Source organism: Paraburkholderia sp. CNPSo 3281, assembly GCF_024206515.1.
GTDB classification, from domain to species: Bacteria; Pseudomonadota; Gammaproteobacteria; order Burkholderiales; family Burkholderiaceae; genus Paraburkholderia; species Paraburkholderia nodosa.
Window position 1 is genome coordinate 115,074 of record NZ_JAMBPS010000001.1, and the last position, 26,243, is coordinate 141,316.

General features: G+C 65.4%; 21 protein-coding genes. 5 read left to right on the forward strand and 16 right to left on the reverse strand.

What is annotated here, in order from left to right; genetic code table 11:
* Nucleotides 1-85 precede the first annotated feature (85 nt).
* Complete coding sequence (gene cytX, locus M3I56_RS00565; RefSeq protein ID WP_254352029.1) at nt 86-1,402, forward strand: putative hydroxymethylpyrimidine transporter CytX; 1,317 nt, start codon at nt 86-88, stop codon at nt 1,400-1,402.
* Between the two features lie 79 nt (nt 1,403-1,481).
* On the opposite strand, the gene bioB is transcribed toward cytX, so the two are convergent.
* The 10 genes from bioB to M3I56_RS00615 all read right to left on the reverse strand — a co-directional run bounded on the left by bioB (nt 1,482) and on the right by M3I56_RS00615 (nt 13,131).
* On the reverse strand, nt 1,482-2,567 hold the full coding sequence (gene bioB, locus M3I56_RS00570) for a biotin synthase BioB (RefSeq protein ID WP_254352030.1): 1,086 nt from the start codon (nt 2,565-2,567) through the stop codon (nt 1,482-1,484).
* 51 nt (nt 2,568-2,618) lie between these two features.
* Nucleotides 2,619-3,329: a dethiobiotin synthase gene (bioD, locus tag M3I56_RS00575; RefSeq protein ID WP_254352031.1), complete on the reverse strand. Its 711-nt coding sequence runs from the start codon at nt 3,327-3,329 to the stop codon at nt 2,619-2,621.
* Nucleotides 3,326-4,534 carry an 8-amino-7-oxononanoate synthase gene (gene bioF, locus M3I56_RS00580; RefSeq protein WP_254352032.1) on the reverse strand — a complete coding sequence of 403 codons (1,209 nt, stop codon included), beginning with the start codon at nt 4,532-4,534 and terminating at the stop codon, nt 3,326-3,328. The genes bioD and bioF overlap by 4 nt, the downstream gene beginning before the upstream one ends.
* Before the next feature lies 1 nt (nt 4,535).
* Nucleotides 4,536-5,924 (reverse strand): adenosylmethionine--8-amino-7-oxononanoate transaminase, encoded by a 1,389-nt coding sequence (gene bioA, locus M3I56_RS00585; protein WP_302056623.1) that lies wholly within the window; start codon nt 5,922-5,924, stop codon nt 4,536-4,538.
* 441 nt (nt 5,925-6,365) lie between these two features.
* Nucleotides 6,366-7,760: a dienelactone hydrolase family protein gene (locus M3I56_RS00590; RefSeq protein ID WP_254352033.1), complete on the reverse strand. Its 1,395-nt coding sequence runs from the start codon at nt 7,758-7,760 to the stop codon at nt 6,366-6,368.
* A 565-nt stretch (nt 7,761-8,325) separates the two neighbouring features.
* The gene (locus tag M3I56_RS00595) at nt 8,326-8,778 is read right to left on the reverse strand and encodes a YchJ family protein (protein ID WP_254352034.1); all 453 of its coding nucleotides are present in this window, start codon (nt 8,776-8,778) and stop codon (nt 8,326-8,328) included.
* Between the two features lie 53 nt (nt 8,779-8,831).
* The gene (locus M3I56_RS00600; protein ID WP_254352035.1) at nt 8,832-9,509 is read right to left on the reverse strand and encodes an SDR family oxidoreductase; all 678 of its coding nucleotides are present in this window, start codon (nt 9,507-9,509) and stop codon (nt 8,832-8,834) included.
* An 88-nt stretch (nt 9,510-9,597) separates the two neighbouring features.
* The gene (locus M3I56_RS00605; RefSeq protein WP_254352036.1) at nt 9,598-10,794 is read right to left on the reverse strand and encodes an acetyl-CoA C-acetyltransferase; all 1,197 of its coding nucleotides are present in this window, start codon (nt 10,792-10,794) and stop codon (nt 9,598-9,600) included.
* Nucleotides 10,795-10,859: 65 nt separating this feature from the next.
* Nucleotides 10,860-12,662 (reverse strand): bifunctional isocitrate dehydrogenase kinase/phosphatase, encoded by a 1,803-nt coding sequence (aceK, locus tag M3I56_RS00610; RefSeq protein WP_254352336.1) that lies wholly within the window; start codon nt 12,660-12,662, stop codon nt 10,860-10,862.
* Nucleotides 12,663-12,687: 25 nt separating this feature from the next.
* Entirely contained in the window at nt 12,688-13,131 is a 444-nt protein-coding gene (locus M3I56_RS00615; protein ID WP_254352037.1) for a MerR family DNA-binding transcriptional regulator, read from the reverse strand.
* A gap of 139 nt (nt 13,132-13,270) precedes the next feature.
* Here M3I56_RS00615 and M3I56_RS00620 point away from each other — a divergent pair, with 139 nt between their 5' ends.
* Entirely contained in the window at nt 13,271-14,341 is a 1,071-nt protein-coding gene (locus M3I56_RS00620; RefSeq protein WP_254352038.1) for an MBL fold metallo-hydrolase, read from the forward strand.
* A 78-nt stretch (nt 14,342-14,419) separates the two neighbouring features.
* Here the strand turns inward: M3I56_RS00620 and lolA are convergent, their stop codons facing one another.
* Nucleotides 14,420-15,124: an outer membrane lipoprotein chaperone LolA gene (lolA, locus tag M3I56_RS00625; RefSeq protein ID WP_254352039.1), complete on the reverse strand. Its 705-nt coding sequence runs from the start codon at nt 15,122-15,124 to the stop codon at nt 14,420-14,422.
* Between the two features lie 90 nt (nt 15,125-15,214).
* Nucleotides 15,215-17,536, reverse strand: a complete 2,322-nt coding sequence (locus tag M3I56_RS00630; RefSeq protein ID WP_028205199.1) for a DNA translocase FtsK — start codon at nt 17,534-17,536, stop codon at nt 15,215-15,217.
* A 423-nt stretch (nt 17,537-17,959) separates the two neighbouring features.
* On the opposite strand from M3I56_RS00630, the gene trxB reads away from it, so the two are divergent.
* Together trxB and M3I56_RS00640 are read left to right on the forward strand one after the other, a co-directional pair.
* Nucleotides 17,960-18,955 carry a thioredoxin-disulfide reductase gene (gene trxB, locus M3I56_RS00635; protein ID WP_254352040.1) on the forward strand — a complete coding sequence of 332 codons (996 nt, stop codon included), beginning with the start codon at nt 17,960-17,962 and terminating at the stop codon, nt 18,953-18,955.
* Nucleotides 18,956-18,990: 35 nt separating this feature from the next.
* Nucleotides 18,991-19,767, forward strand: coding sequence for a Smr/MutS family protein (locus M3I56_RS00640; protein WP_254352041.1), 777 nt, complete (start codon nt 18,991-18,993; stop codon nt 19,765-19,767).
* Nucleotides 19,768-19,868: 101 nt separating this feature from the next.
* On the opposite strand, the gene M3I56_RS00645 is transcribed toward M3I56_RS00640, so the two are convergent.
* The 4 genes from M3I56_RS00645 to M3I56_RS00660 form a co-directional block, all read right to left on the reverse strand.
* Complete coding sequence (locus tag M3I56_RS00645; protein WP_254352042.1) at nt 19,869-20,987, reverse strand: ABC transporter ATP-binding protein; 1,119 nt, start codon at nt 20,985-20,987, stop codon at nt 19,869-19,871.
* A 32-nt stretch (nt 20,988-21,019) separates the two neighbouring features.
* Nucleotides 21,020-21,877 carry a carbohydrate ABC transporter permease gene (locus tag M3I56_RS00650; RefSeq protein WP_254352043.1) on the reverse strand — a complete coding sequence of 286 codons (858 nt, stop codon included), beginning with the start codon at nt 21,875-21,877 and terminating at the stop codon, nt 21,020-21,022.
* Entirely contained in the window at nt 21,867-22,808 is a 942-nt protein-coding gene (locus M3I56_RS00655; RefSeq protein ID WP_254316044.1) for a carbohydrate ABC transporter permease, read from the reverse strand. The genes M3I56_RS00650 and M3I56_RS00655 overlap by 11 nt, the downstream gene beginning before the upstream one ends.
* A 124-nt stretch (nt 22,809-22,932) precedes the next feature.
* On the reverse strand, nt 22,933-24,180 hold the full coding sequence (locus M3I56_RS00660) for an ABC transporter substrate-binding protein (protein ID WP_254352044.1): 1,248 nt from the start codon (nt 24,178-24,180) through the stop codon (nt 22,933-22,935).
* Between the two features lie 577 nt (nt 24,181-24,757).
* Here M3I56_RS00660 and zwf point away from each other — a divergent pair.
* On the forward strand, nt 24,758-26,227 hold the full coding sequence (zwf, locus tag M3I56_RS00665) for a glucose-6-phosphate dehydrogenase (protein ID WP_254352045.1): 1,470 nt from the start codon (nt 24,758-24,760) through the stop codon (nt 26,225-26,227).
* The last annotated feature ends 16 nt before the right edge of the window (nt 26,228-26,243 follow it).

The following is a 26,243-nucleotide window of genomic DNA, read 5'->3' on the forward strand; positions in this document are numbered from 1 at the left end:
CGGCGCGAAGCGCGGGCAGAGCCGCTCGAGCTGACGCGCCCGGACAAAACAGACAAAACAGACAAAACAGAGGAAAGCGTTCCACATGACTCAAGATTCGCACGCCGGCGAGGCCGGCTCCACCTACGCACCGAACGTGCCCGTGCCCGACGCGCGCCGTCAGTTCCGCACCGGCGACGCCTTCGCGCTGTGGTTTTCGCTCGGCATCGGCCTGCTCGTTGCGCAGGCGGGCGCGCTGCTCGTGCCGGGCCTCTCGCTGCCCCACGCGCTCATGGCCATCGCCATCGGCAGCGTGATCGGCGTCGTGCTGCTCGCGCTCGCGGGCGTGATCGGCACGGACACGGGCCTCGCCGCCATGTCTTCGCTGCGCCCGACGCTCGGCATTCGCGGCGTGTCGGTGCCGGCCGTCATCAACATGGTGCAGCTCGTGGGCTGGGGCTCGTTCGAGATCATCGTGATGCGCGATTCCGCCGATGCACTCGCCAGGCAAGCCTTCGGCCTGTCGATGCCGCTCGTCTGGACCGTGATCTTCGGCGTGCTCGCCACGCTGCTGGCCGTGAGCGGCCCGCTCTCGTTCGTGCGGCGCTTCCTGCGCACCTGGGGCATCTGGCTGCTGCTCGCCGGCGCGGCCTGGCTCACGTGGAGCCTGCTCCTGAAGCAGGACCTGGGCGCGCTGATGCGCCGCCCCGGCACGGGCGAAATGCCGTTTGGCAGCGCCATCGACCTCGTGGTGGCGATGCCGCTCTCGTGGCTGCCGCTCATCGCCGACTACACGCGGTTCGGCCGCAAGGCGGGGGAAACCTTCCGCGGCACGCTGTTCGGCTACGGCATCGCGAACCTGTGGTTCTATGCGCTCGGCGCCATCTACGGCCTCGCTGCGGGCGGCGGCGACGCGCTCCTCACCACGGCACTCGCGCAGGCCGGCGGCGGCTTCGCGCTGCTGCTCGTGCTGATCGACGAAATCGACAACGCCTTCGCCGATATCCACTCGGCCGCGGTCTCGACCGGCACGTTCTGGACGCGCGCCAGCGTGCCCTGGCTCTCGGCGGCGTTCGGCGCCCTGTGCACGCTGATCGGCCTCGTCGTGCCGATGGCGAAGTACGAGAACTTCCTGCTCTTCATCGGCTCGGTGTTCGCGCCGCTCTTTGGCGTGGTGCTCGCCGATCACTTCATCGTGCGCCGCCGCCATATCGACACGCAGGCGCTCGCCGATCTGAACGGCGTCTACGGCTATTCGGGCGGCTGGCACGTGAGCGCGTTCGTCGCGTGGTTGGTCGGTTTCGGCGCATATCAGGCGCTCAACCAGTGGCTGCCGAACCTCGGCGCGACGCTGCCTTCGCTCGTGATCGGCGCGCTGTGCTATCTCGTGCTGGCCGGGCGCCGGCGCGCGGCTTACGCGTAACGCGCCGTATTTCCACTGCGCAATAAAAAACGCCAGGCTTCGCCGCCTGGCGTTTTTGCTTCTGGCGACGTGCGAAACGTCACTCGCAGTGGCCGCAGCCGCCGTGCGAATGACCGTGATGTGCGTGATGCGCGTGGTCGTCGGCGGGCAGATGCTGCGCGGCCTGCGCCGTGATGCCCAGACGCTGCAGCAGCCTGCGGTCGGCCTCCGCCTGCGGGTTGCTCGTGGTGAGCAGCTGGTCGCCGTAGAAAATCGAGTTCGCACCCGCCATGAAGCACAGTGCCTGGAGCGCGTCGTCCATCTGCTCGCGGCCCGCCGAGAGACGCACCATCGCCTTGGGCATCGTGATGCGCGCCACGGCGATTGTACGCACGAATTCGAACGGGTCGATCGGTTCGGTGCCTTCGAGCGGCGTGCCCGTGACCTGCACGAGATTGTTGATGGGCACCGACTCCGGATACGGCTCCATGTTCGCGAGCTGGGCGATCAGGCCTGCGCGCTCGCGGCGCGACTCGCCCATGCCGACGATGCCGCCGCAGCACACGTTGATGCCCGCGTCGCGCACGCGTTCGAGCGTCTCGAGGCGATCCTCGTAGGTGCGCGTCGAAATGATCTTGCCGTAGAACTCCGGCGACGTATCGAGGTTATGGTTGTAGTAGTCGAGGCCCGCGTCGGCCAGCGCCTTCGCCTGATGATCTTCGAGCATGCCGAGCGTCACGCAGGTTTCCAGACCCATCGCCTTGACGCCGCGGATCATGTCCTTGATCGGCTCGAGGTGGCGATCCTTCGGACTGCGCCACGCCGCGCCCATGCAAAAGCGCGTCGCGCCGTTGGCCTTGGCCGCGCGCGCCGCGTCCAGCACGGCGTCGACTTCCATCAGCTTGCCGGCTTCCAGTTCCGTGTCGTGATGCGCCGATTGCGGGCAGTACGCGCAGTCTTCCTCGCAGCCGCCGGTCTTGATCGAGAGGAGCGTGGAAAGCTGCACGGCGTTCGCGTCGAAATGCTCGCGATGCACCTGCTGCGCGCGGAACATCAGGTCGTTGAACGGCAGCTCGTAGAGCGCGGCGACGTCGGCGACTTTCCAGCGCGCGGCGGCTTCGGCTGCAGCCTGGGCGCTCGGCGCGGTGGCCTTCAGCGAGGTGATGTCGATGTGGGTTTGCGTCATGGTGTCGTGGTCCTTCTTTACGTGACTGTGCTAGCTGTGCTTGAGTGTGCATTAAGCGTCGGCGCGCAGGCGCGCGAGCAACGCGTCGATGTTCAGATGTCCGGCGGCGGCGTCGGCGCTCGCATCGCGCATGTGCGGCACGACGCCGACGAGCGGCGCACCGTACTGGGCGGCGAGGCGCTCGCGCAGCGCGGCGATGTTTTCTTCGGGGAACGTCATGGCTGGGTCGATACGGTTGGCAACCCAGCCCGCGAGCTTCAATCCGCGCCCGGCAATCGCATCGGCCGTGAGCAGCGCGTGGCTGATGCAGCCGAGGCGCATGCCCACCACGAGCACGACAGGCAGACCGAGCGCGACGGCGAGATCGGCGGTGTCTTCGGTCGCCGTGAGGGGCACGCGAAAACCGCCCACGCCTTCCACGACGATGGCATCCGCGCGCTCGCACGCAGCCTCGTAGCAATCGACGATGCGCGCCATGTCGAGCGTCACGCCTTCGAGCGCGGCAGCAATGTGCGGCGCGGCGGGCTCCTTGAGCAGAAACGGCGTGCGGATCTCGGGCGGCAACAGCACACTCGCGGCCGCGTCGAGCTGATCGGCGTCCTCGTTGTGCCAGACGCCGTCGCGCTCGTAAGCGCCCGCGGCGATCGGCTTGAGCGCCGTGGCGCGCAGCCCCGCGTGGGCGAAGCCGCGCAGGAGCGCCGCGCTCACGAAAGTCTTGCCGATCTCGGTGTCGGTGCCGGTCACGAAAAGCGAAACCGTCATTGCGCCAACTCCTGCGCGTTTGTGCGTGCATCCAGGCTCGCGCGCTGCAGCGAGGCGTTCAGCCGGTCGAGGTCGGCATCCGAATGCGCAGCGGAGAGCGAAATGCGCAGGCGCGACGTGCCCTCGGGCACGGTGGGCGGACGAATGGCGGGCACCCACAGGCCGTCGCGCTCCAGCGCGGCCTGCAGCGCGAGCGTCGCCTCGTTCGCGCCGATGACGAGCGGCTGCACGGCGGTATGCGAATCGACGGGCTGCCAGCAGGTCTCATTGAGCAGCGCACGCGTGCGCGCGATCAGATGCTTGAGATGTGCGCGGCGCGCATCGCCCTCCTCGCCTTCGATCAAACGCAGGCTCGCGGACACGGCATGCGCTACCGCCGGCGACGAAGCCGTGGTGAAGATGTACGGACGCGCACGCTGCACGAGCCATTCGATCACGGTGCCATGCGCGCAAATGAACGCGCCCGACACACCCGCCGCCTTCCCGAGTGTGCCGACCATCACGAGATGCTCCGAGCGCAGCGCGGCTTGCGCAAGCGCGCCGCGGCCCTGCGGGCCAAGGACGCCGAAGCCGTGCGCGTCGTCGACCACGAGCCACGCGCCATGCGTTTCCGCGAGTTCGACGAGACGGGCGAGCGGCGCGACATCGCCGTCCATGCTGAACACCGTGTCGCTCACGATCACTTTTGTGCTCGCGTCGGAGGCTTCGAGCATCGCGGCGAGCGCCGCCGTGTCGGCATGCGGATAGATCTGAATGTCGGCGCGCGAGAGCCGCGCGCCGTCGATCAGCGAGGCGTGGTTGAGCGCATCGGAAAAGATCGTCGTGCCGCGCCCCGCGAGCACGGTGAGCACGGCCAGGTTCGCCATGTAGCCGGTGCTGAAGTACAGTGCGCGCGGCGCATCGACGAAGGTGCCCGCGAATGCCGCGAGATCGTCTTCGAGCTGTGCGTGCGCGCGCGAGTGGCCCCCGAGCAGATGCGAGCCGCCGCTGCCCGCGCCGTAACGCTGCGCGCCTTCTGCGATGGCCGCGACCAGTTGCGGGTGTGCGGCAAGACCGAGATAGTCGTTGCTGGCAAAGCCGATGGTCGCGCGGCCATCCACCTGCATGTGGGCGCTGCAAGGCGTGTCGGCGGTGCGGCGGCGGCGGCGCAAGCCGCGCGCGTCGATGTCGCGCAAGCCCTGTTCGAGGGTATCGAGCAATGCCATGTCAGAGGTCCTCCGCGACGGTGGCGTCGAAAGTCTCGCGCGTGCGTGTAGCGAGGAACGCCTGCAATTCGTTGTCCAGAATATACGGCGGCATGACGTAGACCGTCGTGCCGATCGGGCGCAGCAGCAGTTCGCGCTGCAGTGCGTTTTCGAAGAAGCGGCGCGAAAACGTCGCCGCGCGCTGCGAGTCTTCGAGCGCTACGTCGAACGCGAAAATCGTGCCGCACTGGCGCAGGTTGCGCACGAGCGGATGCGCGGCGAACGGATCGAACCATTCCCGCAATTGCGCCGATTTGCGCGCGTTCGCAACCAGCACGTCATCGCGCTCGAACAAGTCGAGCGTGGCGAGCGCCGCACGGCACGCGAGCGGATTGCCTGTGTACGAATGCGAATGGAGGAAGCCGCGCGTCGTGTCGTCGTCGTAGAACGACTCGTAGACCGCGTCGCGCGACAGCACGATCGAAAGCGGCAGATAACCGCCGCTAATGCCCTTCGAAAGCGTGAGCAGATCGGGCCAGATGCCCGCCTGCTCGCACGCGAAGAACGTGCCGGTGCGCCCACATCCCACGGCGATTTCATCGGCGATCAGGTGCACGCGATGGCGGTCGCACAGATCGCGCAGGCCCTTGAGATACGCGGGATCGTGCATGGCCATGCCGGCGGCGCACTGCACGAGGGGCTCGACGATCAGCGCGGCGATACGCCCTTCGCGCTCGATGAAAAGACGCTCGACATCGGCCAGCGCGCGGGCCGCGACATCCGCCGCCGTTTCGCCGGGTTGCGCCGCGCGCGCGTCGGGCGAAGCGACCACATGCGCGTGATGCAGCAGCGGATCGTAAGCATCCCTGAAGAGCTTCACATCGGTCACGCCGAGCGCGCCGATGGTCTCGCCGTGATAGCTGTTGGCCACGCAGACGAATTCGCGCTTGCCGCTCTCGCCGCGGTTGCGCCACGCATGAAAGCTCATCTTGAGCGCGATTTCGACGGCCGACGCGCCATCGGAAGCGAAGAACGCGTGACCGAGCACGCCGCCCGTGCGCGCCGAAAGCCGCTCGGCGAGCTCCACGGCGGGCTCGTGCGTGCAGCCCGCGAGCATGACGTGCTCGAGCGTGTCGAGCTGCGCCTTGAGCGCGGCATTGATCGAAGGATTGGCGTGGCCGAAGAGGTTCACCCACCACGAACTGATCGCATCCAGATAACGGCGGCCCTCGCGGTCGTGCAGCCACGGGCCAACGCCCCGCGCGACCGCCACGAGCGGCAGGCGCTCGTGATGTTTCATCTGGGTGCAGGGGTGCCACACGGCTCGCAGGCTGCGAGCGACCCAGTCGGTCGCGGCGCGATCTTCGCGGGCAAGGTGCGCAGGGTGCGCAGGGTTCGATAGCGAATTCAAATACGACTCCCGATACGACAGCGGGACCGAGATTAACGTGTTAGCTGCCGCAATGCACTACCCCGAAAATCGCCCTCTAACGCACGGCGGCGCGGCGTTTCGAGCCGTTCAGTACAACTCCGGACCGATGGAAAAGAAAGACCAGAAATGCGCGGAGATGACGACGGCAAAGTGAACCTGCCTTATGCAAAAAAATCTGTGCGCCGGTGCGAAATTGCAGAACGCGAGGCGGCGCGGCGGATTATTTTGGCGACGCGTGGTGAGCGCGCCGGCGCGCGAAAGTCAGACGATAGGGGGCGGCACAACGGGTTGCGTGCGAGGTAACGGCCGGCGGGACCAGAAAACAAAGCGGCCCGCGCAAAAGCAAAGCGGCCCGCTTAGGGGCCGCAAGCTTCAGTTTAGCTGGAGAGTTTGAGCCAGGCAGTCGCCAGGCAACGCACCTTACCGGCTCGCCAGCGGGTGGTCGCTGTCCTCGGCGTTGTTGTCCGCCGTGGCGTGCGTCGTGTCGCTGTCGCCGGTCTGTGCGGTCTGCGTGCCGCCGTTGTTCCAGACCACCGTGTTGTTGACGGCATAGAGACGGCATGGATCGGCGCTGTGCTTTTCACAGTTCGAGATCGCCACGGCCATCGGATTGTCGCCGCCTTCGGCCCACGACCATGCGCCGGAGTCGGACACCGCGAAGGCGCGGCTCGGATACTGCTTGAGGAAGTTGCGATAACCGTCACGGCCCGCCTGATCGACGAAAGGCACCGCGCCGACCGAGTCGATCTGCGCGAAGCCGGTGCCGCGAGGCGCGACCGACGTGGCCACGCGATACTGGACCGCCGTCGGCAGGCCGCGGTTGGCAAGGAACGCCTCGACCGTGGGCCACCAGATCTTCACGCCGTCGCGATCGCCCACGAGGCGATGTGCGTCGTTCTTGTACGCGCCGAAGTCCACGAGCTTCGCCATTGCGGCCGGGCGATCCTCACCCGTTTGCGCTTCGCGGTAAGCGGCGAACATTTTCGCGACGAGATCGGGCGACCAGACCGAGTCGTTGTCGCCGTAGAGCCAGAGCGAGGCCACGCGGGCCTTGCCGCCGTAGCCGCCGAACGCCTGGGTCAGGTTGTTCTGCCAGCCCGTGCAGGCGTCCTGGCGCAGGCCGCCCGAGAAGTTGATGAGCGCCCGCACGCCGTTGGCCGCCTCGGTGCCATAAGCCATCGTGGCCAGGCCGCCGTGCGAGGTGCCTGCAACGATAATCTGGGTCGCGTCGACATAGGATTGCTTCGACATGTACGCGATGGTCGAAGCAACATCGGCCGCCTGGCCGAGGCCGTTGCTCGCGACATCGCAACCGTCCTGCTGATACGAGCCGCCCGAATCCGCGAAGCCCTGGCGGTTCGGCGCGACGACGACATAGCCACGGCGGACGAATTCGCGCGCGAACGAGAGCGGGTCGCTGCGAGCCTGGAGGTGCGGGTCGCCGGGAATCTTGCCGTGGTTGAAGATCACCATCGGGAACGGGCCGGGGCCGTTCGGGCGGTAAACCGTGGTTTCGAGCGTGACGTCGCCGGATGCATCCACCGGAACGCGGATCACCTGCTCGTTCATGCTCGCGGGCACGACGGGCAGATACGCGTCGTCGAGCGCAATACGCGGGACGTTGGCGCTACCGAGGGGACCGCCTGCGAGGCTGGATTGGGGAGCGTTGGCGGAATGCGTGGCCGTGGCATTGGCGGCGAGTTGCGGGTTCGCGCTCGCAGTTGCCGGATCGGAAAGCGACGCTGCGTGAGCAACCGAAAGCACACACGCGGTGCCGGCTACGACCCATCCGGTAAGGAGCTTCCTGAACGCCATGCGCTACACCCACCTGCAAAGACATGCTGCTGTGAACCTGACAACCGTCCGATCATTACCCATGCTTCAGCCCTTTCAGGGCACAACGAGACACCGCTGCGCCTGGCCGCGAAGGCAGGAGCGAAGGTGTGACCCGTAACGGGGAATGACATCGATCGGAACACCTGCGCGGCGCAGTTCTATCGTCAATCAGACCCGCCGCCAGCACCCGTTTGCAGTCGATACATGCACATGCGAAAAAGCTTTTTCACTATGCACTTACGTATCGTGCCGGGCACCGTGATTAAATACTCGCACGACAAATATTTGTTGTGCAATTCAGGGGTAACCCGGCATAAGGCATGCCAACGGCCCGCAGCCCCCATTTGGCGTGGCGCCCGCACGGCGTTCGCTTCGCAGCGAACGTGCGAATTTTTAAAGAGGTCCGGGTGGCAAGCGTCGCGCGCGGGCAACAGCCACGCGATTGTTCAGTAAGCGCTTGTTTGCAAAGGCGTTATTTCCGGCGCCATGAGCGGACCGGGGCGGGAATCCGCTGTGGCAATTTTCGGCGGTGGTCAGTGATTCATTAACCAGACGAAACGTCGCCATCAACATAACGCCAGCGGCCGTCATCGCCGCGCGTGAAGCGGCTCGTTTCGTGGAGCCGGAATGCGCGGCCGCCCGTTTTGTAGCGCGCGACGAATTCGACGGTCGCGTGCGCGTCATCGCGTTGTTCGTGGCGCTTCACGGCAAGACCGAGCCAGCGCGGCGCGCCTTCGGCAGCGGGATCGACGTCGAGATCGGCGGGACAGGTTTCGGGCGCCCACGTCGCGCGCAGATACGCCTCCTCGCCCAGCACGTAGGCCGTGTAGCGCGAGCGCATCAGCTCGAGCGCCGTGGCGGGCACCGCCGCGCCGTCGATGAAGCGGCCGCAGCACTGCGCGTAACGCGGCGCCCTGGCGAGCGCTTTCTGGTTCGGCGCTACACCGCCGCAGGGGCAATCGGCGGGCCGTGCAGTGTGCGCGGTTTCAGCGTTCATGGGTCAGGGCTCCGTTGCGAGAGGCCGCAAGCGTAGCGCAGACGGGCGGTGCTTTACCAGTCGAGCTCGGTGCCGTCATACTGGAAGAAGCGGCCGTTGAAGACGTCGCGCGCGGCGGCCGCCTCGGCCACCACCTCGCGCATGCCGGCGACGCTCGCCGCGGGGTCGATTGCCGCGTGTGCGCCGCCCATGTCGGTGCGCACCCAGCCCGGGTGCAGCGCGACGCAGGTGGCACGGCGCGTTTGCAGTGAGGTGATCTTCAGCACATCGTTGAGCGCGGCCTTGCTCGCGCGATAGAGCCAGCCCGTCGTGCCCGTGGTCTCCGCAATGCTGCCCATGCGGCTCGACAGCACACCGAGCACGCCGTGGGCGGCGTCGACGAGCGGCAACAGGATGGGGATCAGTTGCATCGGGCCGCGCACGTTGGTGTTCATCACGTATTCGAAGTCTTCGGCCGTGATGGTCTCCACGCCCTCGGTGCGCGGGCCGTAGACGCCGGAGACAACGAGCGCCACGTCGAGCCGCTCGCCGTCGAGCTTCCAGCCGAGCGCAGCAATCTCGTCCGGCCGCGCGATGTCGAGCTGGAAGGTCTGCGCGCCGATTGCGCGCAAGGCTTCGAGCGCTTCGGGCCCGCGCGCCGTGGCCAGCACGCGCCAGCCGGCCTTCGCATACTGCCGCGCGAACTCGAGACCCAGGCCCCGCGACGCGCCCACGATCAACGCTGTTTTCATCTCGTCACCTTGCTTGTCTGTGCATTGAAACCGCTGCAGCGCGCCGCCTCCCCGCTTTGCAAAGCGGCGCGCTTCTTCTGGCGCTAGCCTACAGCAGTTCGACGCCCATCGCCGTGGCTTCTCCGCCGCCGATGCACAGCGTCGCCACGCCGCGTTTGCCGCCGCGTGCGCGCAACGCGCCGATCAGCGTCACGAGAATGCGCGCGCCCGAAGCGCCGATCGGGTGACCGAGCGCACACGCGCCGCCGTTCACGTTGACCTTCTCGTGCGGCAGATCGTGCTCCTTCATCGCGGCCATCGTGACCACGGCAAAGGCCTCGTTGATTTCGTAGAGATCGACGTCGCTCGCCGTCCAGCCGGTCTTCTCGAACAGCTTGCGGATCGCGCCCACCGGGGCCGTCGTGAACTTCGCGGGTTGCTGCGCAAAGGTGGAATGGCCCGTCACGCGTGCTAGCGGGTTGAGGCCGAGCTGCTTCGCCGTCGATTCGCGCATCATCACGAGCGCCGCCGCGCCGTCCGAAATCGACGACGAATTCGCTGCCGTCACCGTGCCGGTTTTGCTGAACGCGGGCTTGAGCGTCGGAATTTTGTCGAGATTGGCCTTGAACGGCTGCTCGTCGCGCGCGATGGTCGTTTCGCCCGCGCGCGAGGCCACCTTCACCGGCGCGATCTCCCATTCGAACGAGCCATCCTCGTTGGCGCGCTTCGCACGCTTGAGCGACTCGATCGCGAACGCGTCCTGACGCTCGCGCGAGAAGTCGTACTCGCCCGCGCATTCTTCCGCGAACGTGCCCATCAAGCGGCCCTTGTCATAGGCGTCTTCGAGGCCGTCGAGGAACATGTGGTCGAGCACCTGTCCGTGACCCATGCGCATGCCGGCGCGCGCCTTCGGCAGCAGATAAGGCGCGTTCGACATGCTCTCCATGCCGCCCGCGACGATCACGTCGGCGGAGCCCGCCAGCAGCATGTCGTGCGCGAACATCGCCGCGCGCATGCCGGAGCCGCACATCTTGTTGACGGTCGTGGCACCCGCTGCGAGCGGCAGCCCCGCGCCGAGCGCCGCCTGGCGCGCGGGCGCCTGGCCCTGCCCCGCGGGCAGCACGCAGCCCATCACGACCTCGTCGATCTGTTCGGGCTTCAACCCCGCTCGCTCGACGGCCGCCGCGATCGCGGCCGCGCCAAGCTGCGGCGCGGTGAGCGCCGCGAAATCACCCTGAAAACCCGCCACCGGCGTGCGCGCCACCGCAACGATCACGATGGCGTCCTGCTTTTGCGTCTCACTCATGTTTGTGCTCCTTGATGAACCCGTTTGAATCCGCTTGATTCCGTTCCAACCTGATGGCCGCGCGCTCAGGCAACGCGCACGGCCGGCGCGTCTTCACGCGCGAAACGTTCGGGGTAACACACGCTAAAACGAATCGATGCGTCGTAGGGAAAGCAGTCCGGCACTTCGCCCGCAATAAGCCTCGCGCGACTCTCCTGCCAGAGCCCGGGCTCGAAGAAGTCCGCGTGATGGGCGAGAAATGCGCGCTTCACGCGCGGATCGCCGAGCAGAAACGTGCCGTACGTCTCCGGAAAGATGTCGCGCGGGCCGACTGCGTACCATGGCTCGCCCGATAGTTCGTCTTCCTCATTACGCGGCGGCGGCACGGCACGCACGTTGCAATCGGTGAGATATTCGATCTCGTCGTAGTCGTAGAACACCACGCGGCCGTTGCGCGTCACGCCGAAATTCTTGTAGAGCATGTCGCCCGGAAAGATGTTCGCGCGCAGCAGATCCTTGATCGCGTTGCCGTATTCGCGGATGCCATGCTCGACTTCGGCGTCGCTGCCGTTCTGCAGATAGAGATTGAGCGGCACCATGCGCCGCTCGATGTAGACGTGACGGATCACGAGGTTATCGCCCTCGTACTCGAGCATCGAGGGCGCAAGCGTTTCCAGCTCGCGCACGAGCGCTTCGTCGAGCCTCGCGACGGGCAGCGCCACGCTCGAATATTCGAGCGTGTCGGCAAGGCGCCCAAGCCGGTCGTGGCGCTTCACGAGCTGATACTTCGCTTCGACCTGCTCGCGCGTGGTCTCTTTCGGCGCAGGAAAGCTGTCCTTGATGACCTTGAACACGTACGGATACGAAGGCAGCGTGAACACGATCATCACCATGCCGCGTATGCCGGGCGCGACAATGAACCGGTCGCTCGAATGCGAGAGGTGGTGCAGCAAGTCGCGATAGAACAGGTTCTTGCCCTGCTTCTGCAAGCCGAGCGACGTGTAGATTTCGCCCTTGGCCTTGCGCGGCATGATGGTGCGCAGAAACTCGACGTAGGCGGACGGCACTTCCATGTCCACCAGAAAATACGAGTGCGAGAAGCTGAAGAGGACGAGCAGCTGCTCCGTACGCAGCAGCACCGTGTCCAGTGCCAGCTTGCCCGCCTCCACATGACGGATCGGCACGACGAACGGCGCGAGCAGATCGCCGTTGATGATGCGCCCGACGATATACGCGCCCTTATGCCGGAAAAACAGCGACGACAGCACGTGAATCTGGAAATTCGGCTTGGGCTCGACCACACCGAAGGTGTCGAGCATCGACTGCATGATGCAGTCGACGTCGCGCCCGAGATCCTCGAACGGCGTCTCCAGCTGGAAGTTCGTGACGATGCGCTCGAGCGTCGCGGCGAGACCGTCCTTGCCCGGATAGTAAGCGCGGTAAGTGGGCTTCGCGGCGGGCTCGTCGTTCTCGATGTATTCGGTCGAGATGGCGGGCCGCACGAAGATGAAATCGTTGTTGAAGTACGAGCGATGCAGGATCTTGCAGCACACGGAGTTGAAGAACGTCTCCGCGCATTCGGGCTGCCGGTGCGTCGTGAGCAGGCCGATGTAGTGCAGCTTGATCTGCTGCCAGACTTCGTCGTCGATGCTCTCGGCGCCGTATTCGTCTTCGAGCGCGACCACGCACTCCTTCACGCGATCGTCATAGGAGGCGATGCGCTCGCGCGCGAGCTGCTGCAGGGCGCGCCAGTCGGCTGCCTCGAAGAACGTCCGCGCCCTCGCCGCCGCGTCGCAGAAGTTGTGGTAGTGACGGTTGAAGCCGTCGAGCATGGTCTGCGCGACATCGAAGCCGATCTGCGAAGAGAGCAGTTTCGGGAAGTGTTTCATGGCGGCCATGCCCGTTGCACGAGCGTCAGGGTTTCGCGCGAGCGGCGGCGGGAGCGTCGCTTCCGTGCGTCGCGCTTTCGTGCGCCGCATTCCTGTCGAGCAGCGCGCGCGCCTGGGCCTCGTACTGCGCGAGGTCTTCGAGCGTCGCGTCGAGGTCCGCGCGCTGGCGCTCGAGTATCTCCCGGTGATGCATCACCGTGTCGAGGAAGGCCTGGAGCTGCGGGAGCGTGTCGGTCGGCGACTCGTAGAGGTCGAGCAGCGTGCGGATTTCCGAGAGCGTGAAGCCAAGGCGCTTGCCGCGCAGCGTCAGCTTCAGTCGCGTGCGATCGCGCCCCGAAAATACGCGCTTCAAGCCACCCGCGCCTTCGCGGCTCGGCGCCAGCAGGCCCTGGTCCTCGTAGAAGCGGATCGCGCGCGGTGTTACGTCGAATTCCCGGGCGAGTTCGGTAATCGTGTACTGGGTCGTCATGGTGTGCGAAGAGCGGCTGGCCCGGCGTTGTCTGCACGACAGCGCGAGGAAAGATAGAATCGACGTTTACGTTATCGTCAAGTACGCAGTTGCGCAACCGGCGACGACAATGCATGAGACACAGGAGAAGACACCCCCAATGAATGCCCTCGAACACCAGCTCGACTATCCCTACGCCGACACCCTGCCGGAACCCGGCCTCGCCTTCGATGTCGCGCCCGGCGTGAAATGGCTGCGCATGCCGCTGCCGTTCGCGCTCGACCACATCAACCTCTGGCTGCTGCGCGACGAGATCGACGGCCAGCAAGGCTGGACCGTGGTGGACTGCGGCATCACCAACGACACCATCAAGGCCCGCTGGGAAGCCGTGTTCGAGAACCAGCTGGAAGGCCTGCCGGTGCTGCGCGTGCTCGTCACGCATTGCCACCCCGACCATATCGGCCTTGCGCACTGGATTTGCGCGGGCGGGGACAAAGCGCGCTGGGACGTGCGCCTGTGGACCACGCTCGGCGAATACATGCAGGCCCGCGTGATGGCGGCCGGCGACGGCTCGAACGCGGGCGGCGAAGGCGCCGCGCGCCATTTCGCGCGCCACGGGCTCACGGACGAAGTTTCGCTCGACAAGCTGCGCAACCGCCGCGGCTATTACGGCAGCCTCGTGCCCGCGCTGCCCACGCAGTACCGCCGCCTGCGCGAAGCCGATACGGTGGCGATCGGCGGGCGCGACTGGCGCGTCATCACGGGCTACGGCCACTCGCCCGAGCATTGCGCGCTGTTCTGCGAAGTAACCGGCGTGCTGATCTCCGGCGACATGGTGCTGCCGCGCATCTCGACCAACGTCTCCGTCTTCGACATGGAGCCGGAAGGCAATCCGCTCGGCCTCTACCTGGAATCGCTCGGCCGCTACGAAACGTTGCCCGAGAACACCCTTGTGCTGCCCTCGCACGGCAAGCCGTTTCGCGGCGTGCGCACGCGCATCGCGCAGCTGCGCGCGCATCATGACGCGCGTCTTGCCGAAGTCATCGAAGCGTGCGGGCGAGCGCCGCAAAGCGCCGCCGACATCGTGCCGATGATGTTCAAGCGCGAGCTCGACATCCACCAGATGACCTTCGCGATTGGCGAGGCGCTCGCGCACCTGAACCTGCTGTGGCTCGAAGGCAAGGTCACGCGCGCGACCGGCGCGGACGGCGTGATCCGCTTTACGGCCTGAGACGCCACTGCGCACAAAGAAAAACGGGCGGCCCGCAAGGAGCCGCCCGTTCTTACGCGGAGCGCGAGGTGAACGGCTTTAGTTCGAGCCGCCGGTGATCAGATCGGCGCCCTGCGGCCGTACGAACTTGAAGGTCGAAGCCGGCAGCGACGGGTTCTTCTCGATGTTGGAGAACGTGAGCAGCGTCACGTTGCCGAACACGTCGTGCAGTTCCATGGCTTCGAGGTTGCCGTCACGAAAGCCGATGCCCACGCTCTTGAACTGCGTGTCCTTCGACTTCGGAATCAGCTCCAGCCAGTCGATGCCGTTCTTCACGCCCGCGTCGGAGAGCGTGAAGTTCTTGTCGAGATCGTTGCTGCCGAACAGGATCGCCGCCGGGCTCGCGCCGAGCGCGCCGCCGAGCTTGCGCTCCGTCACCTGGTTCAGGTCCTTGTCGTAGACGTAGAGGTTGTCGCCGTCCGACTGCAGCAGTTGCTGATACGGCTTCTCATACGACCAGATGAACTTGCCGGGCCGCGCGAACACAAACGTGCCGCTCGAGGTCTTGGCGTTCATCGTGGCCGTGGCAATGGCGTCGCTGGCGTTCTTCGCGCCCGAGGGCGCCTTGAGTTCGCGCTGAACGAAGCTGCCACGCGCGGAGTGCACCTGCGAGACGAACTGCTTCAGTTGCTCGGTGCCGCTCGCATACGCCTGCGAGACCATCAGGACCGACGCGAGCGCGACGAAGAGCGCGCGGCGCGCGGTGCGCGCAAAGCGGGTCGGAAGTCCAGCCGGATACTGCATCTATCGTTCTCCAAGAGGTGTGTCTTTGGCCGTCGGATTGGCGGAGCCGTTGCCAGGCCGTTGCCAAAGCGCGCGGCGGCCTGGCGTGGCTTATTCGGCGTCGCCGCGATTAGGCACGAGGATCTCGCGGTTGCCGCTCGACGACATCGCCGAAACGAGCCCGGACTGCTCCATCTGTTCGAGCAGCCGCGCCGCGCGGTTGTAGCCGATGCGCAAGTGCCGCTGCACGAGCGAAATCGACGCGCGGCGATTCTTGATGACCACTTCGACGGCCTGGTCGTACAGCGGATCGGACTCGTCGCCGGTGCCGCTGGTTCCCGCAGCCGTGCCCTCGTCGCCCTCGCCGCCCACCGCGCCTTCGAGAATGCCCTCGATATAGTTCGGCTCGCCCTGCTCCTTGAGCTTCTCGACGACGCGGTGTACCTCGTCGTCGGCGACGAACGCGCCGTGCACGCGCACGGGCAGACCCGAGCCCGGCGGCAGGTAGAGCATGTCGCCCATGCCGAGCAGCGACTCGGCGCCCATCTGGTCGAGAATCGTGCGCGAGTCGATTTTCGAGGAGACCTGGAACGCCATACGCGTCGGCACGTTGGCCTTGATGAGGCCGGTGATGACGTCCACCGAAGGCCGCTGCGTCGCGAGAATCAGATGGATGCCGGCGGCGCGCGCCTTCTGGGCGATACGCGCGATCAGCTCTTCGACCTTCTTGCCGACCACCATCATGAGGTCGGCGAGTTCGTCGATCACGACCACGATATGCGGCAGCTTCTGGCACGGTTCCGGATCGTCCGGCGTGAGGCTGAACGGGTTCGGAATCTTCTCCTCGCGCTTGTTCGCCTCTTCGATCTTGTTGTTGTAGCCCGCGAGATTGCGCACGCCCAGCTTGCTCATGAGCTTGTAGCGGCGCTCCATCTCGGCCACGGTCCAGTTCAGCGCGTTGCCGGCCTGGCGCATGTCGGTCACGACCGGGCAGAGCAGATGCGGAATGCCCTCGTAGACGCTCATTTCGAGCATCTTCGGGTCGATCAGGATCATGCGGACCTGTTCGGCGCTCGCCTTGTAGAGCAGCGACAGGATCATCGCGTTGATCCCCACCGACTTGCCCGAGCCGGTCGTGCCGGCCACGAGCAGGTGGGGCATCTTCGCGAGATCGGCGCACACCGGCTTGCCGCCGATGTCCTTGCCAAGACCCATGGTGAGCGCCGAAGGCGCGTCGGCATAAACCGCCGAGCCGAGGATTTCCGAAAGACGCACGGTCTGGCGGCGCTGGTTCGGCAACTCCAGCGCCATGAAATTCTTGCCCGGAATCGTTTCCACCACGCGGATCGAGACGAGCGAGAGCGAACGCGCGAGGTCCTTCGCGAGGTTCACGATCTGGCTGCCCTTCACGCCCGTGGCCGGCTCGATCTCGTAACGCGTGACGACCGGACCCGGATACGCGGCCACCACGGCCACGTCCACGCCGAAGTCCTTGAGCTTCTTCTCGATCAGGCGCGAGGTGAATTCGAGCGTGTCGTCGGAGATGGTTTCCTGGGTGGCCGACGCCGGGTCGAGCAGCGAGATCGCCGGCAGCGTGGAGTCGCCCGGCAGGTCCTTGAAGAGCGGCACCTGGCGCTCTTTTTCCACGCGCTCGGAGCGCTGCGGCGTGACCACCGGCGGCACGATCGTGACCGGCTCGTGTTCCTCGATCTTCACGCGGCCGCGCTCGACCTTGCCTTCGCGCTTCACGGCCGCCGCTTCGCCGAGCTTGCGGTCGCGGCCCGCCTCGCGGCGCAGCCTCGCCATGGTGACGGCGTTGATGATGTATTCGCCGACCCGTTCGGCGACCGAGAGCCACGAGAAGCGGAAATAAAGCGAAAGACCGATCGCGAGCGCGAGCAGGAGCGCAAGCGTGCCGCCCGTGAAGCCGAGCGCGTGCGAAACGCCGCGCGCCACCGCGCCGCCCACCACGCCGCCGGGCGTCTGGGGCAGTTGCACCTTGAGCGACCACATGCGCAGCGCTTCGATGCCGCAGCTCGACAGCATGACGAGCACGAACGACAAGGCTTCGGCGACCCAGCTGATGTCGCGCGGCTTGTCGTCGTCATCGTCGGCGATCGCTTCGTGGCGCGTAATGCGCTGGTAGTTCGCCGAGATGAGGCGCCCGAGCAGCACGATCCACCAATAGGCGGACAGGCCGAACAGCAGCAGCAGGATGTCCGAGACGCGCGCGCCGACGCGCCCCGCCCAGTTCGAGATGTGGTCGACCTGGGCTGCGTGCGTCCAGCTCGGGTCGTGGCGGCTGTAGCTGATGAGCGCCATCAGCAGGAACACGCCTAGCGCGACCTGCAGGATCCAGCGAATTTCGGTGAAAAGGCGCGACATGCGGTGAGGCAATGCCTGCGCCTGCGCGGAAAAGGGAGCTTTGGCCATTGAATCCTGGGCTGATTCTTGATGCGTTTGCGGTCCGCCAGTCCTCCCGAATGCCCGAAACCCCGGGCAGACGGGCGCGGCCGCCGTCGTCCGATCCGGCCTATTGTAAACGCGTTGTTTCGGCCCCGGCGCCCCCTCGCTGTAAATGACGGTAACTGACAACGCTGCGCAAGCGCCACAGGGCGACATCCGGCCGCGCCGCGCCCGTCGAGCCCGCGCTGCAAGGGCCGCCCGCCAGGCCCAGGCTATCGCGCCGATGAGGAAGCTTCATCGAGCGGCGAGCGCCCCCCGCCTTTATAATTGCGGGCTGATGCCCAACTAGATGCGTGAGCCCCGCCGCAACGCCGGGCGGCCCGACCGGTCACCCCCAAGGCGGGCGCCCGAATTTACGCGCCACGCAGCGTCTTTCTACGGAATTCGATCATGTCTGCAACCAAACACGCCAAAGTCCTGATTCTCGGTTCCGGCCCCGCCGGCTACACGGCCGCCGTCTATGCGGCGCGCGCGAACCTTTCGCCGCTGCTCGTCACGGGTCTCGCCCAGGGCGGCCAGCTCATGACGACGACCGACGTCGAAAACTGGCCCGCAGACCCGAACGGCGTGCAAGGCCCCGAACTGATGCAGCGTTTCCTCGAGCACGCCGAGCGCTTCAACACGGAAATCGTGTTCGATCACATCCATACGGCCAGGCTGAACGAAAAGCCCATCCGCCTGATCGGCGACTCCGGCGAGTACACCTGCGACTCGCTCGTCATCGCGACCGGCGCGTCGGCGCAATACCTCGGCCTGCCGAGCGAAGAGCTGTACATGGGCCGCGGCGTCTCGGCCTGCGCGACCTGCGACGGCTTCTTCTACCGCAACCAGCACGTCGCCGTGGTCGGCGGCGGCAACACGGCCGTTGAAGAAGCGCTCTACCTCTCGGGCATCGCAAAGAAGGTCACGGTCATTCACCGCCGCGACAAGTTCCGCGCCGAACCGATCCTGATCGACCGCCTGCTGGAAAAAGAAAAGGAAGGCGTGGTCGAGATCAAGTGGGAGCACGTGCTCGACGAAGTGAAGGGCAACGAAGGCGGCGTGAACGGCCTGCGCATCAAGAACGTGAAGACGGGAGAGACCGCCGACCTCGATCTGCAGGGTCTGTTCGTCGCGATCGGCCACAAGCCGAACACGGACATCTTCGAAGGCCAGCTCGAGATGAAGAACGGCTACATCATCACGAACGGCGGCCTGAACGGCAACGCGACCGGCACGAGCGTGCCGGGCGTGTTCGCGGCCGGCGACGTGCAGGATCACGTCTATCGCCAGGCGATCACGAGCGCGGGTACGGGCTGTATGGCCGCACTCGACGCGCAGCGCTACCTCGAGACCGTCAACGAACTGGGCCAGGCGCACGTGATGAGCGCCGAAGCCGACCGCTAAGCCGGTCGAGCGGGATTCCCCCAGCGTCTTTCGTCATGCCCAAGAACGTGCCCCACCCGGGCGAGCCGAGGCGCCCCGCCGCCGCTCGCCCGGCTCCCGCGCCCACGCCTGCTCCCGCAGCGGACGAAGCCGCGTCCGGCAAGACGGCTTCTGGCTTCGCCGGCCTCGGCAGCCTGCGCGACGCGCTCAAGGTGCAAACCCGCCAGCGCGAGCGCGAACGCGTGGCCGCACAGGCGACGCGCGTCGAAGCCGCCGCCGACAGCGACCTCTTTCGCCGCGAGATCGGGCAGGTCGCGCCGCTCAAGCAGCCTGCGCGCGCGCAGGCGCGTCGCGCAGCACCGGTGCCGCTGCCACTGCAAACGCAGCTCGACGAGCAGGCCGTGCTGCACGAAGCGATCTCCGACGAATTCGACCCGGAAGCGCTGCTCGACACCGACGATTCGCTCTACTATCACCGCCCCGGCGTGAGCGATGAGGTCGTCAAGAAGCTGCGGCGCGGCACATGGATCGTGCAGGCGCAACTCGACCTGCACGGCATGCGCCGCGAGGAAGCGCGCGAGGCGCTGCAGAACTTCATCCGTGAAGCAGGCAAGCGCGGGCTGCGCTGCGTGCGCGTGATCCACGGCAAGGGCCTGGGTTCCGTCGGCAAGGAGCCGGTGCTCAAGGGCAAGGTGCGAGCATGGCTCGTGCAGAAGGAAGAAGTCATCGCGTTCTGCCAGGCGCGGCCGCACGACGGCGGCGCGGGCGCCGTGCTCGTGCTGTTGCAGCCGCACCCGGTCGGGCACGGGCAGCATCATCCTCACCTGCCCTGACCGAACCCGTCATCGGCGTGTCGTCGATATGAAAAAACCCCGTTGCTGCTTGCGCAGCGAACGGGGTTTTTTATCGCGCCGGGCAAACCGGCGCACGACGATCAGGCGAGGCGCTCTTCCGTCTTCGGATCGAACAGCACGGCCTTCGAAACGTCGAACAGCAGTTCCATGTTATTGAGCGGCTGCGGGTTCGCACCCGGGTGCACGCGGCTCACGATGCGCTTGCCGTTGACCTGCGCGAACACGAGCGTGTCCGGACCGGTCGGCTCGATCACGTCGACCTTCACCGAGTGGCGCTGCAGTTCGTGGCCATGGCCGTCGTGCGAGCTGCGCGCGTCGGTGATGCGCTCCGGGCGCAGACCCAGCACCACTTCCTGGCCGATCTGGCTGCGCAGCTTGTTCGCTTCGAACGGCAGGTTCAGCACGTTGCGCGCCACACCCGTGTCGAGTTCGATACCGATGCCCGAGCCCTGCTCCACCAGCTTGCCGTTGATGAAGTTCATCGGCGGCGCGCCGATGAAGCCCGCCACGAAGAGGTTCGACGGCGAGTCGTAGATCTCCTGCGGTGCGCCGAACTGCTGCACGATGCCGTCCTTCATGACCGCGATGCGGTCGCCGAGCGTCATCGCCTCGATCTGGTCGTGCGTCACGTAGACGATGGTCGTGCCCACGCGCTGATGCAGCAGCTTGATTTCCGAGCGCATCTCGATACGCAGCTTCGCGTCGAGGTTCGAGAGCGGCTCGTCGAACAGGAACATGACCGGATCGCGTGCGAGCGCACGACCCATGGCCACGCGCTGGCGCTGGCCGCCCGACAGCTGGCCCGGCTTGCGGTCGAGCAGGTGTTCGATCTGCAGCAGCTTCGACACGCGGCCGACGATCTCCGTCTGCTGGTTCTTCGGCACCTTGCGGATGTTCAGGCCGAACGAGATGTTCTCGCGCACCGTCATCGACGGGTAAAGCGCGTACGACTGGAACACCATCGCGATGTCGCGATCCTTCGGCGAGAGGTTATTGACCGTCTTGCCGTCGATCTGAATCTCGCCCTTGGTCACGGTTTCGAGACCCGCGATCATGTTGAGCAGCGTCGACTTACCGCAACCCGAGCCGCCGACCAGAATCAGGAACTGGCCGTCTTCGATGTCGATGTTCACGCCCTTGAGGACGGGAACGCCGTTCGGGTAGGTCTTGTAGACGTCGCGAATGGAAAGGCTTGCCATGATGCTATGAATCCTTTTAATCGAATGCGGGTTTAACCCTTCACCGCGCCCGCCGTGAGACCGCGCACGAAGTAGCGGCCGGCGATCACGTAGACGAGCAGCGTGGGCAGCGCGGCGATGATCGCGCCGGCCATGTCGACGTTGTATTCCTTCACGCCCGTGGACGTGTTCACGAGATTGTTCAGCGCCACCGTAATCGGCATCGAATCGACGCCCGAGAACACGATACCGAACAGGAAGTCATTCCAGATCTGCGTGAATTGCCAGATCAGGCACACCATGAAGATGGGCAGCGAGATCGGCATCATGATGCGCGTGAAGATCATGAAGAAACCGGCGCCGTCGATGCGCGCGGCCTTCACGAGTTCGGCGGGCACGCTCACGTAGAAGTTGCGGAAGAACATCGTGGTGAACGCAATGCCGTACACGACGTGCACCAGCACCAGACCGCCGATCGTGTTCGACAGGCCGAGGAAGCCTTCGAGACGCGCCATCGGCAGCAGGATGGCCTGGAACGGAATGAAGCAGCCCACCAGCAGCATCGTGAAGAGCGCGTCCGCGCCGCGAAAGCGCCAGTGCGTGAGCACGTAACCGTTGAACGCGCCAATGATCGACGAGATCAGCACGGCCGGAATCACCATCTTCACCGAGTTCATGAAGAACGGCTGCATGCCGTCACAGCGCACGCCGGTACACGCTTCGCTCCACGCCTTGATCCACGGCGCGAAGGTCGGGCTCGTGGGCAGCGAGAGCATGGTGCCCGTGTGAATCTGGTCGAGCGACTTGAACGACGTCGACAGCATCACGTAGAGCGGGAACAGGAAGTACACCGCGAACAGGATTAGCGCCGCATAGATGACCACGCGGCTCACGTTCATCTTAGGCTGCATTGCGCGTGCTCCTCGATTCCAGATACATGAGCGGCACGAGCACGGCCACCACCGTCGCAAGCATCATCATCGACGACGCTGCGCCGACGCCGAGTTGCCCGCGGTTGAACGAAAACGTGTACATGAAGATGGCCGGCAGCGACGACGACGTGCCCGGACCACCGGCCGTCAAAGCGACGACGAGGTCGAACGTCTTGATCGTGATGTGGCACAGGATCAGCAGCACGGAGAAGAACACCGGACGCATGCTCGGAATCACGATCTTGCGGTAGATCGTGGGCAGCGTCGCGCCGTCCACCTGGGCAGCCTTGAAGATCTCGCTATCGACACCGCGCAGGCCGGCGAGGAAGAGCGCCATGCAAAAGCCCGTCGACTGCCACACAGCGGCGACCACGATACAGAAAATGGCCTTGTCCGGGTCGTTGAGCCAGTCGATGTGGAAGCTCGTCCAGCCGATGCTGTGCATCACCTGCTGAATGCCGAGGTCCGGATTGAAAATCCACTGCCATGCGGTGCCCGTCACAATGTACGAGAGCGCCATCGGATAGAGGAACACCGCGCGCAGCGCGCCTTCCTGACGAATCTGCTGGTCGAGCAGGATCGCGAGGAACAGCCCGAGCGCCACGCAAATGGCGATGAACGGGATGCCGAACCATCCGAGATTCTGCGCCGACGTCCACCAGACGTCGTTGGCGAACAGCTCGCGATAGCGGTCGAGACCCGCGAATTCATAGCGCGGCATCAGTCGCGAGGTCGAGAGCGACAGATAGCCGGTAATGAGAATGAAGCCGTAGACGAATACGAGGCTGATCAGAATGCTGGGCGAAAGCACCAGCTTCGGGATCCAGCGGTCTGCGAGCGCCGCCATGGGCGACGCGCGGCGGGTAGCAGGCGTGGCCGCCTTGCCGTTGCCGCTAAGAGAAGCAGTCACTGCGCAACTCCTGGTACGGTGCGAAAACAGCTTTCGCACGATGATGGGGTTCAGAGGGTGAACCGTCATGCCCGGGGCGCGCCACGTATGGCGCCCCCCGTCTTACAGCACTAACCTGCTACGCTCACTTCGTCTTCGCAGCCTTCGCGAGCGCTTCCACCGCGCTCTTCGAATCCTGGGTCGAGTTCATGAACTTCGTCACGACGTCGGTGATTGCACCGGCCGTGGCGTCCGGCTGAGCCATCCCGTGAGCGAGCGACGGCACATAGCCGCCGGCCTTGATCGCGGTCTGTTCATCCGCGTACGACTTCTTTGCGCATGCGTCGAACTTGCTCATGTCGACGCCCAGACGGACCGGAATCGAACCCTTGTACAGGCTGAACTGCTCCTGGAATTCCGGGCTCATGATCGTCTTCGCGAGCGCCAGCTGGCCAGGCGTTGCAGCCTTCTGGCCCTTCTGCTGGAAGAACACGAACGAGTCGACGTTAAAAGTGTAGGCCTTCGCCGTGCCCGGCACCGCTGCGCAAACATAGTCCGTATCCGGCTGCTTGTTCGCGTTCGCGAACTCGCCCTTGGCCCAGTCGCCCATGAACTGCATGCCGGCCTTGCCGTTGATGACCATGGCCGTGGCGAGGTTCCAGTCGCGGCCCGTGCGGCCGTTATCCATGTACGACTCGATCTTGCGGACCGTGTCGAACACGCCGACCATCTGCTGCGACGTGAGGGTCTTCTGGTCGAGGTCGACGAGCGCCTTCTTGTAGAAGTCCGCGCCCTGCGAGAGGACCACGTCTTCCCACAGCGTCAGGTCCTGCCACGGCTGGCCACCGGCGGCGACCGGCTGGATGCCTGCGGCCTTCATCTTGTCGGCCAGCGCGAAGAATTCCGGCCACGTGGTCGGCGGCTTGCCGCCTACCTTGTCGAGCGCTGCCTTGTTGATCCACACCCAGTTCACGCGGTGCACCGAGAACGGCGCTGCAACGTAGTGGCCTTCGGCGTGCATGATCTTGTCGATCTGCGGCGGCAGATTGGCCTTCCAGTCGCCGGCGACGGAGTCGACGTTCACCAGCACGCCCTGGTCAGCCCATTCCTGAATCAGCGGACCCTTGATCTGGGCGGCCGTCGGTGCGTTGCCCGAGATCACCTGGGTCTTCAATGCGGTCATGGCCGCCGCGCCCGCGCCACCGGCGACCGCGAAGTCCTTCCACACATAGCCCTGCTTCGTCATGTCGTCCTTGAGCACGCCAACGGCCTTCGACTCGCCGCCCGAAGTCCACCAGTGCAGCACTTCAAGGGACTCGGCCGCTTGCGCCGTGGCGACGCCACCCAACAGACCTGCTGCGCACAGGGCGCCCATGATCGCGCGGAATTTCATTGCTTATCTCCTCCAGACACCTGAACAAAAAACGATTGGCCCCTGATCGCCAGGGTGCGGTGGTTGGTCAAACAGGCAAAACAGGCAAAACATTGGACGGACGGGCGCCGGAGTGCCGCGCGCGCGTGCTTTTCATTAGATGCGCGCGGGCCGCGGGCCGGTTACCGGCCGCAGGACGCTCAAGAGATGAGTGGTTCGGAATGCAACTTGACTGTCTCCTCTTTTGATTTTCACCGGCCACCTTGGCCGGCCGAGGCGCCGCTTGCGTCACGCGGCCTTGAAGCCTCCGCACGGCGGGGAACCGGGCGCACGGCTCACTGGCAAGCCGGGCTGAGTCCCGCGTTGTTCTCCGTTAACATGAGGGGGCATTCCGTCCGCTCGCGAAACCGCGCAAACCGCCTTGCTGCCTGCGTTTCACGCTTTTTTCATCGAATGAACGTTACCTCTTGATTTGGATTGTAGTTAAACTACAATTCAGTGTCAAAAAAAATTTTATCGGACTACGGCCGCCCGATCGCCCACACAGGCGGGCACCCGTTGTAACCTGCAGCGGCCCCCAGGACTCTGACTGAGACTCATGCAAACCCAGATCGATTCAGGTTTCACGTTCGTGCTCTTCGGCGCCACCGGCGACCTGTCGATGCGCAAGATCCTCCCCGCCCTGTATGAAGCGCACCGTTCAGGCATGCTCGCCCAGGCCGGCAAGATCGTGGGCGTCGCGCGCCACGAAGAGGATCGTGCAGCGTACATCCAATGGGTCGACGAGCACGTCAAGCCGCATGTGAAGAAGAACGGCGGCTTCGAGGACAACGCGTGGGCCAGCTTCCTCGAGCGCATCGTCTACGTGAAGCTTGACCTCTCGCGCGCCGAAGACTTCACGCATCTGCGCGACGGCATCGCGTCGCTGCCCGGCATTCGTGTGTTCTATCTGGCTACGGGCCCGTCGCTGTTCGTGCCGATCTGCCGCGCGCTTGCCGCCGTCGGTCTGAACGAGAACTCACGCATCGTGCTGGAAAAGCCGCTCGGCTACGACCTCAAGTCGTCCAACGCAATCAACGACGCCGTGGGCGAGATCTTCGCCGAAGGCCAGATCTACCGGATCGATCACTATCTCGGCAAGGAGCCGGTGCAGAACCTGCTCGCGCTGCGTTTCGGCAATGCGCTCTTCGAGCCGCTGTGGCGCCGCGAATGGGTCGAGAGCATCCAGATCACGATTGCGGAAGAACTGGGCGTCGAAGCGCGCGGCGACTTTTATGACAACACGGGCGCGCTGCGCGACATGGTGCAAAATCATCTGTTGCAGTTGCTCTCGATCGTCGCCATGGAGCCGCCGCATTCGATGGATTCGGATTCGGTGCGCGACGAAAAGCTTCGCGTGCTGCGCGCGCTCAAGCCGATCAACCCGCTCGACATCAGCAAGGTCGCCGTGCGCGGGCAGTATCACGCGGGCGTGATCCGCGGCCAGGCGGTGCCGGGCTATGCGACCGAGCATGGCGTGAAGCCCGAGAGCCACACGGAAACCTTCGTCGCGCTGAAGGTGGAAATCGAGAACTGGCGCTGGGCGGGCGTGCCCTTCTTCCTGCGAACCGGCAAGCGTCTTGCCGACCGCGTGGCCGAGATCGTCGTGAACTTCCGTCCGGTGCCGCATTCGGCGCTCGGCGCGCCGGCGCTGCGCCCCGGCGCGAACCGCCTCGTGATCCGCCTGCAGCCGAACGAGAACATCCGCCTTTACTGCCTCGCGAAGCAGCCCGGCGAAGGCATGAATCTCGCGAGCGTGCATCTGGATCTCGCGTTCGACCAGTTCTTCCGCGAAGGCCAGATGGAGGCTTACCAGCGCCTGCTGCTCGACGTGATCAACGGGCGCCTCGCGCTGTTCGTGCGCCGCGACGAGCAGGAAGCGGCGTGGACGTGGGTCGAGCCGATCCTCAACGAGTGGGCGGCAACGCCGCGCGCGCCCAAGCCGTACGCGGCCGGCACATGGGGACCGGCGGCGGCGAGCGCGATGCTTGCACAGCACGACACCTGCTGGCTCGAAGAAGAGAATTGATGGGATTGCATGGCGG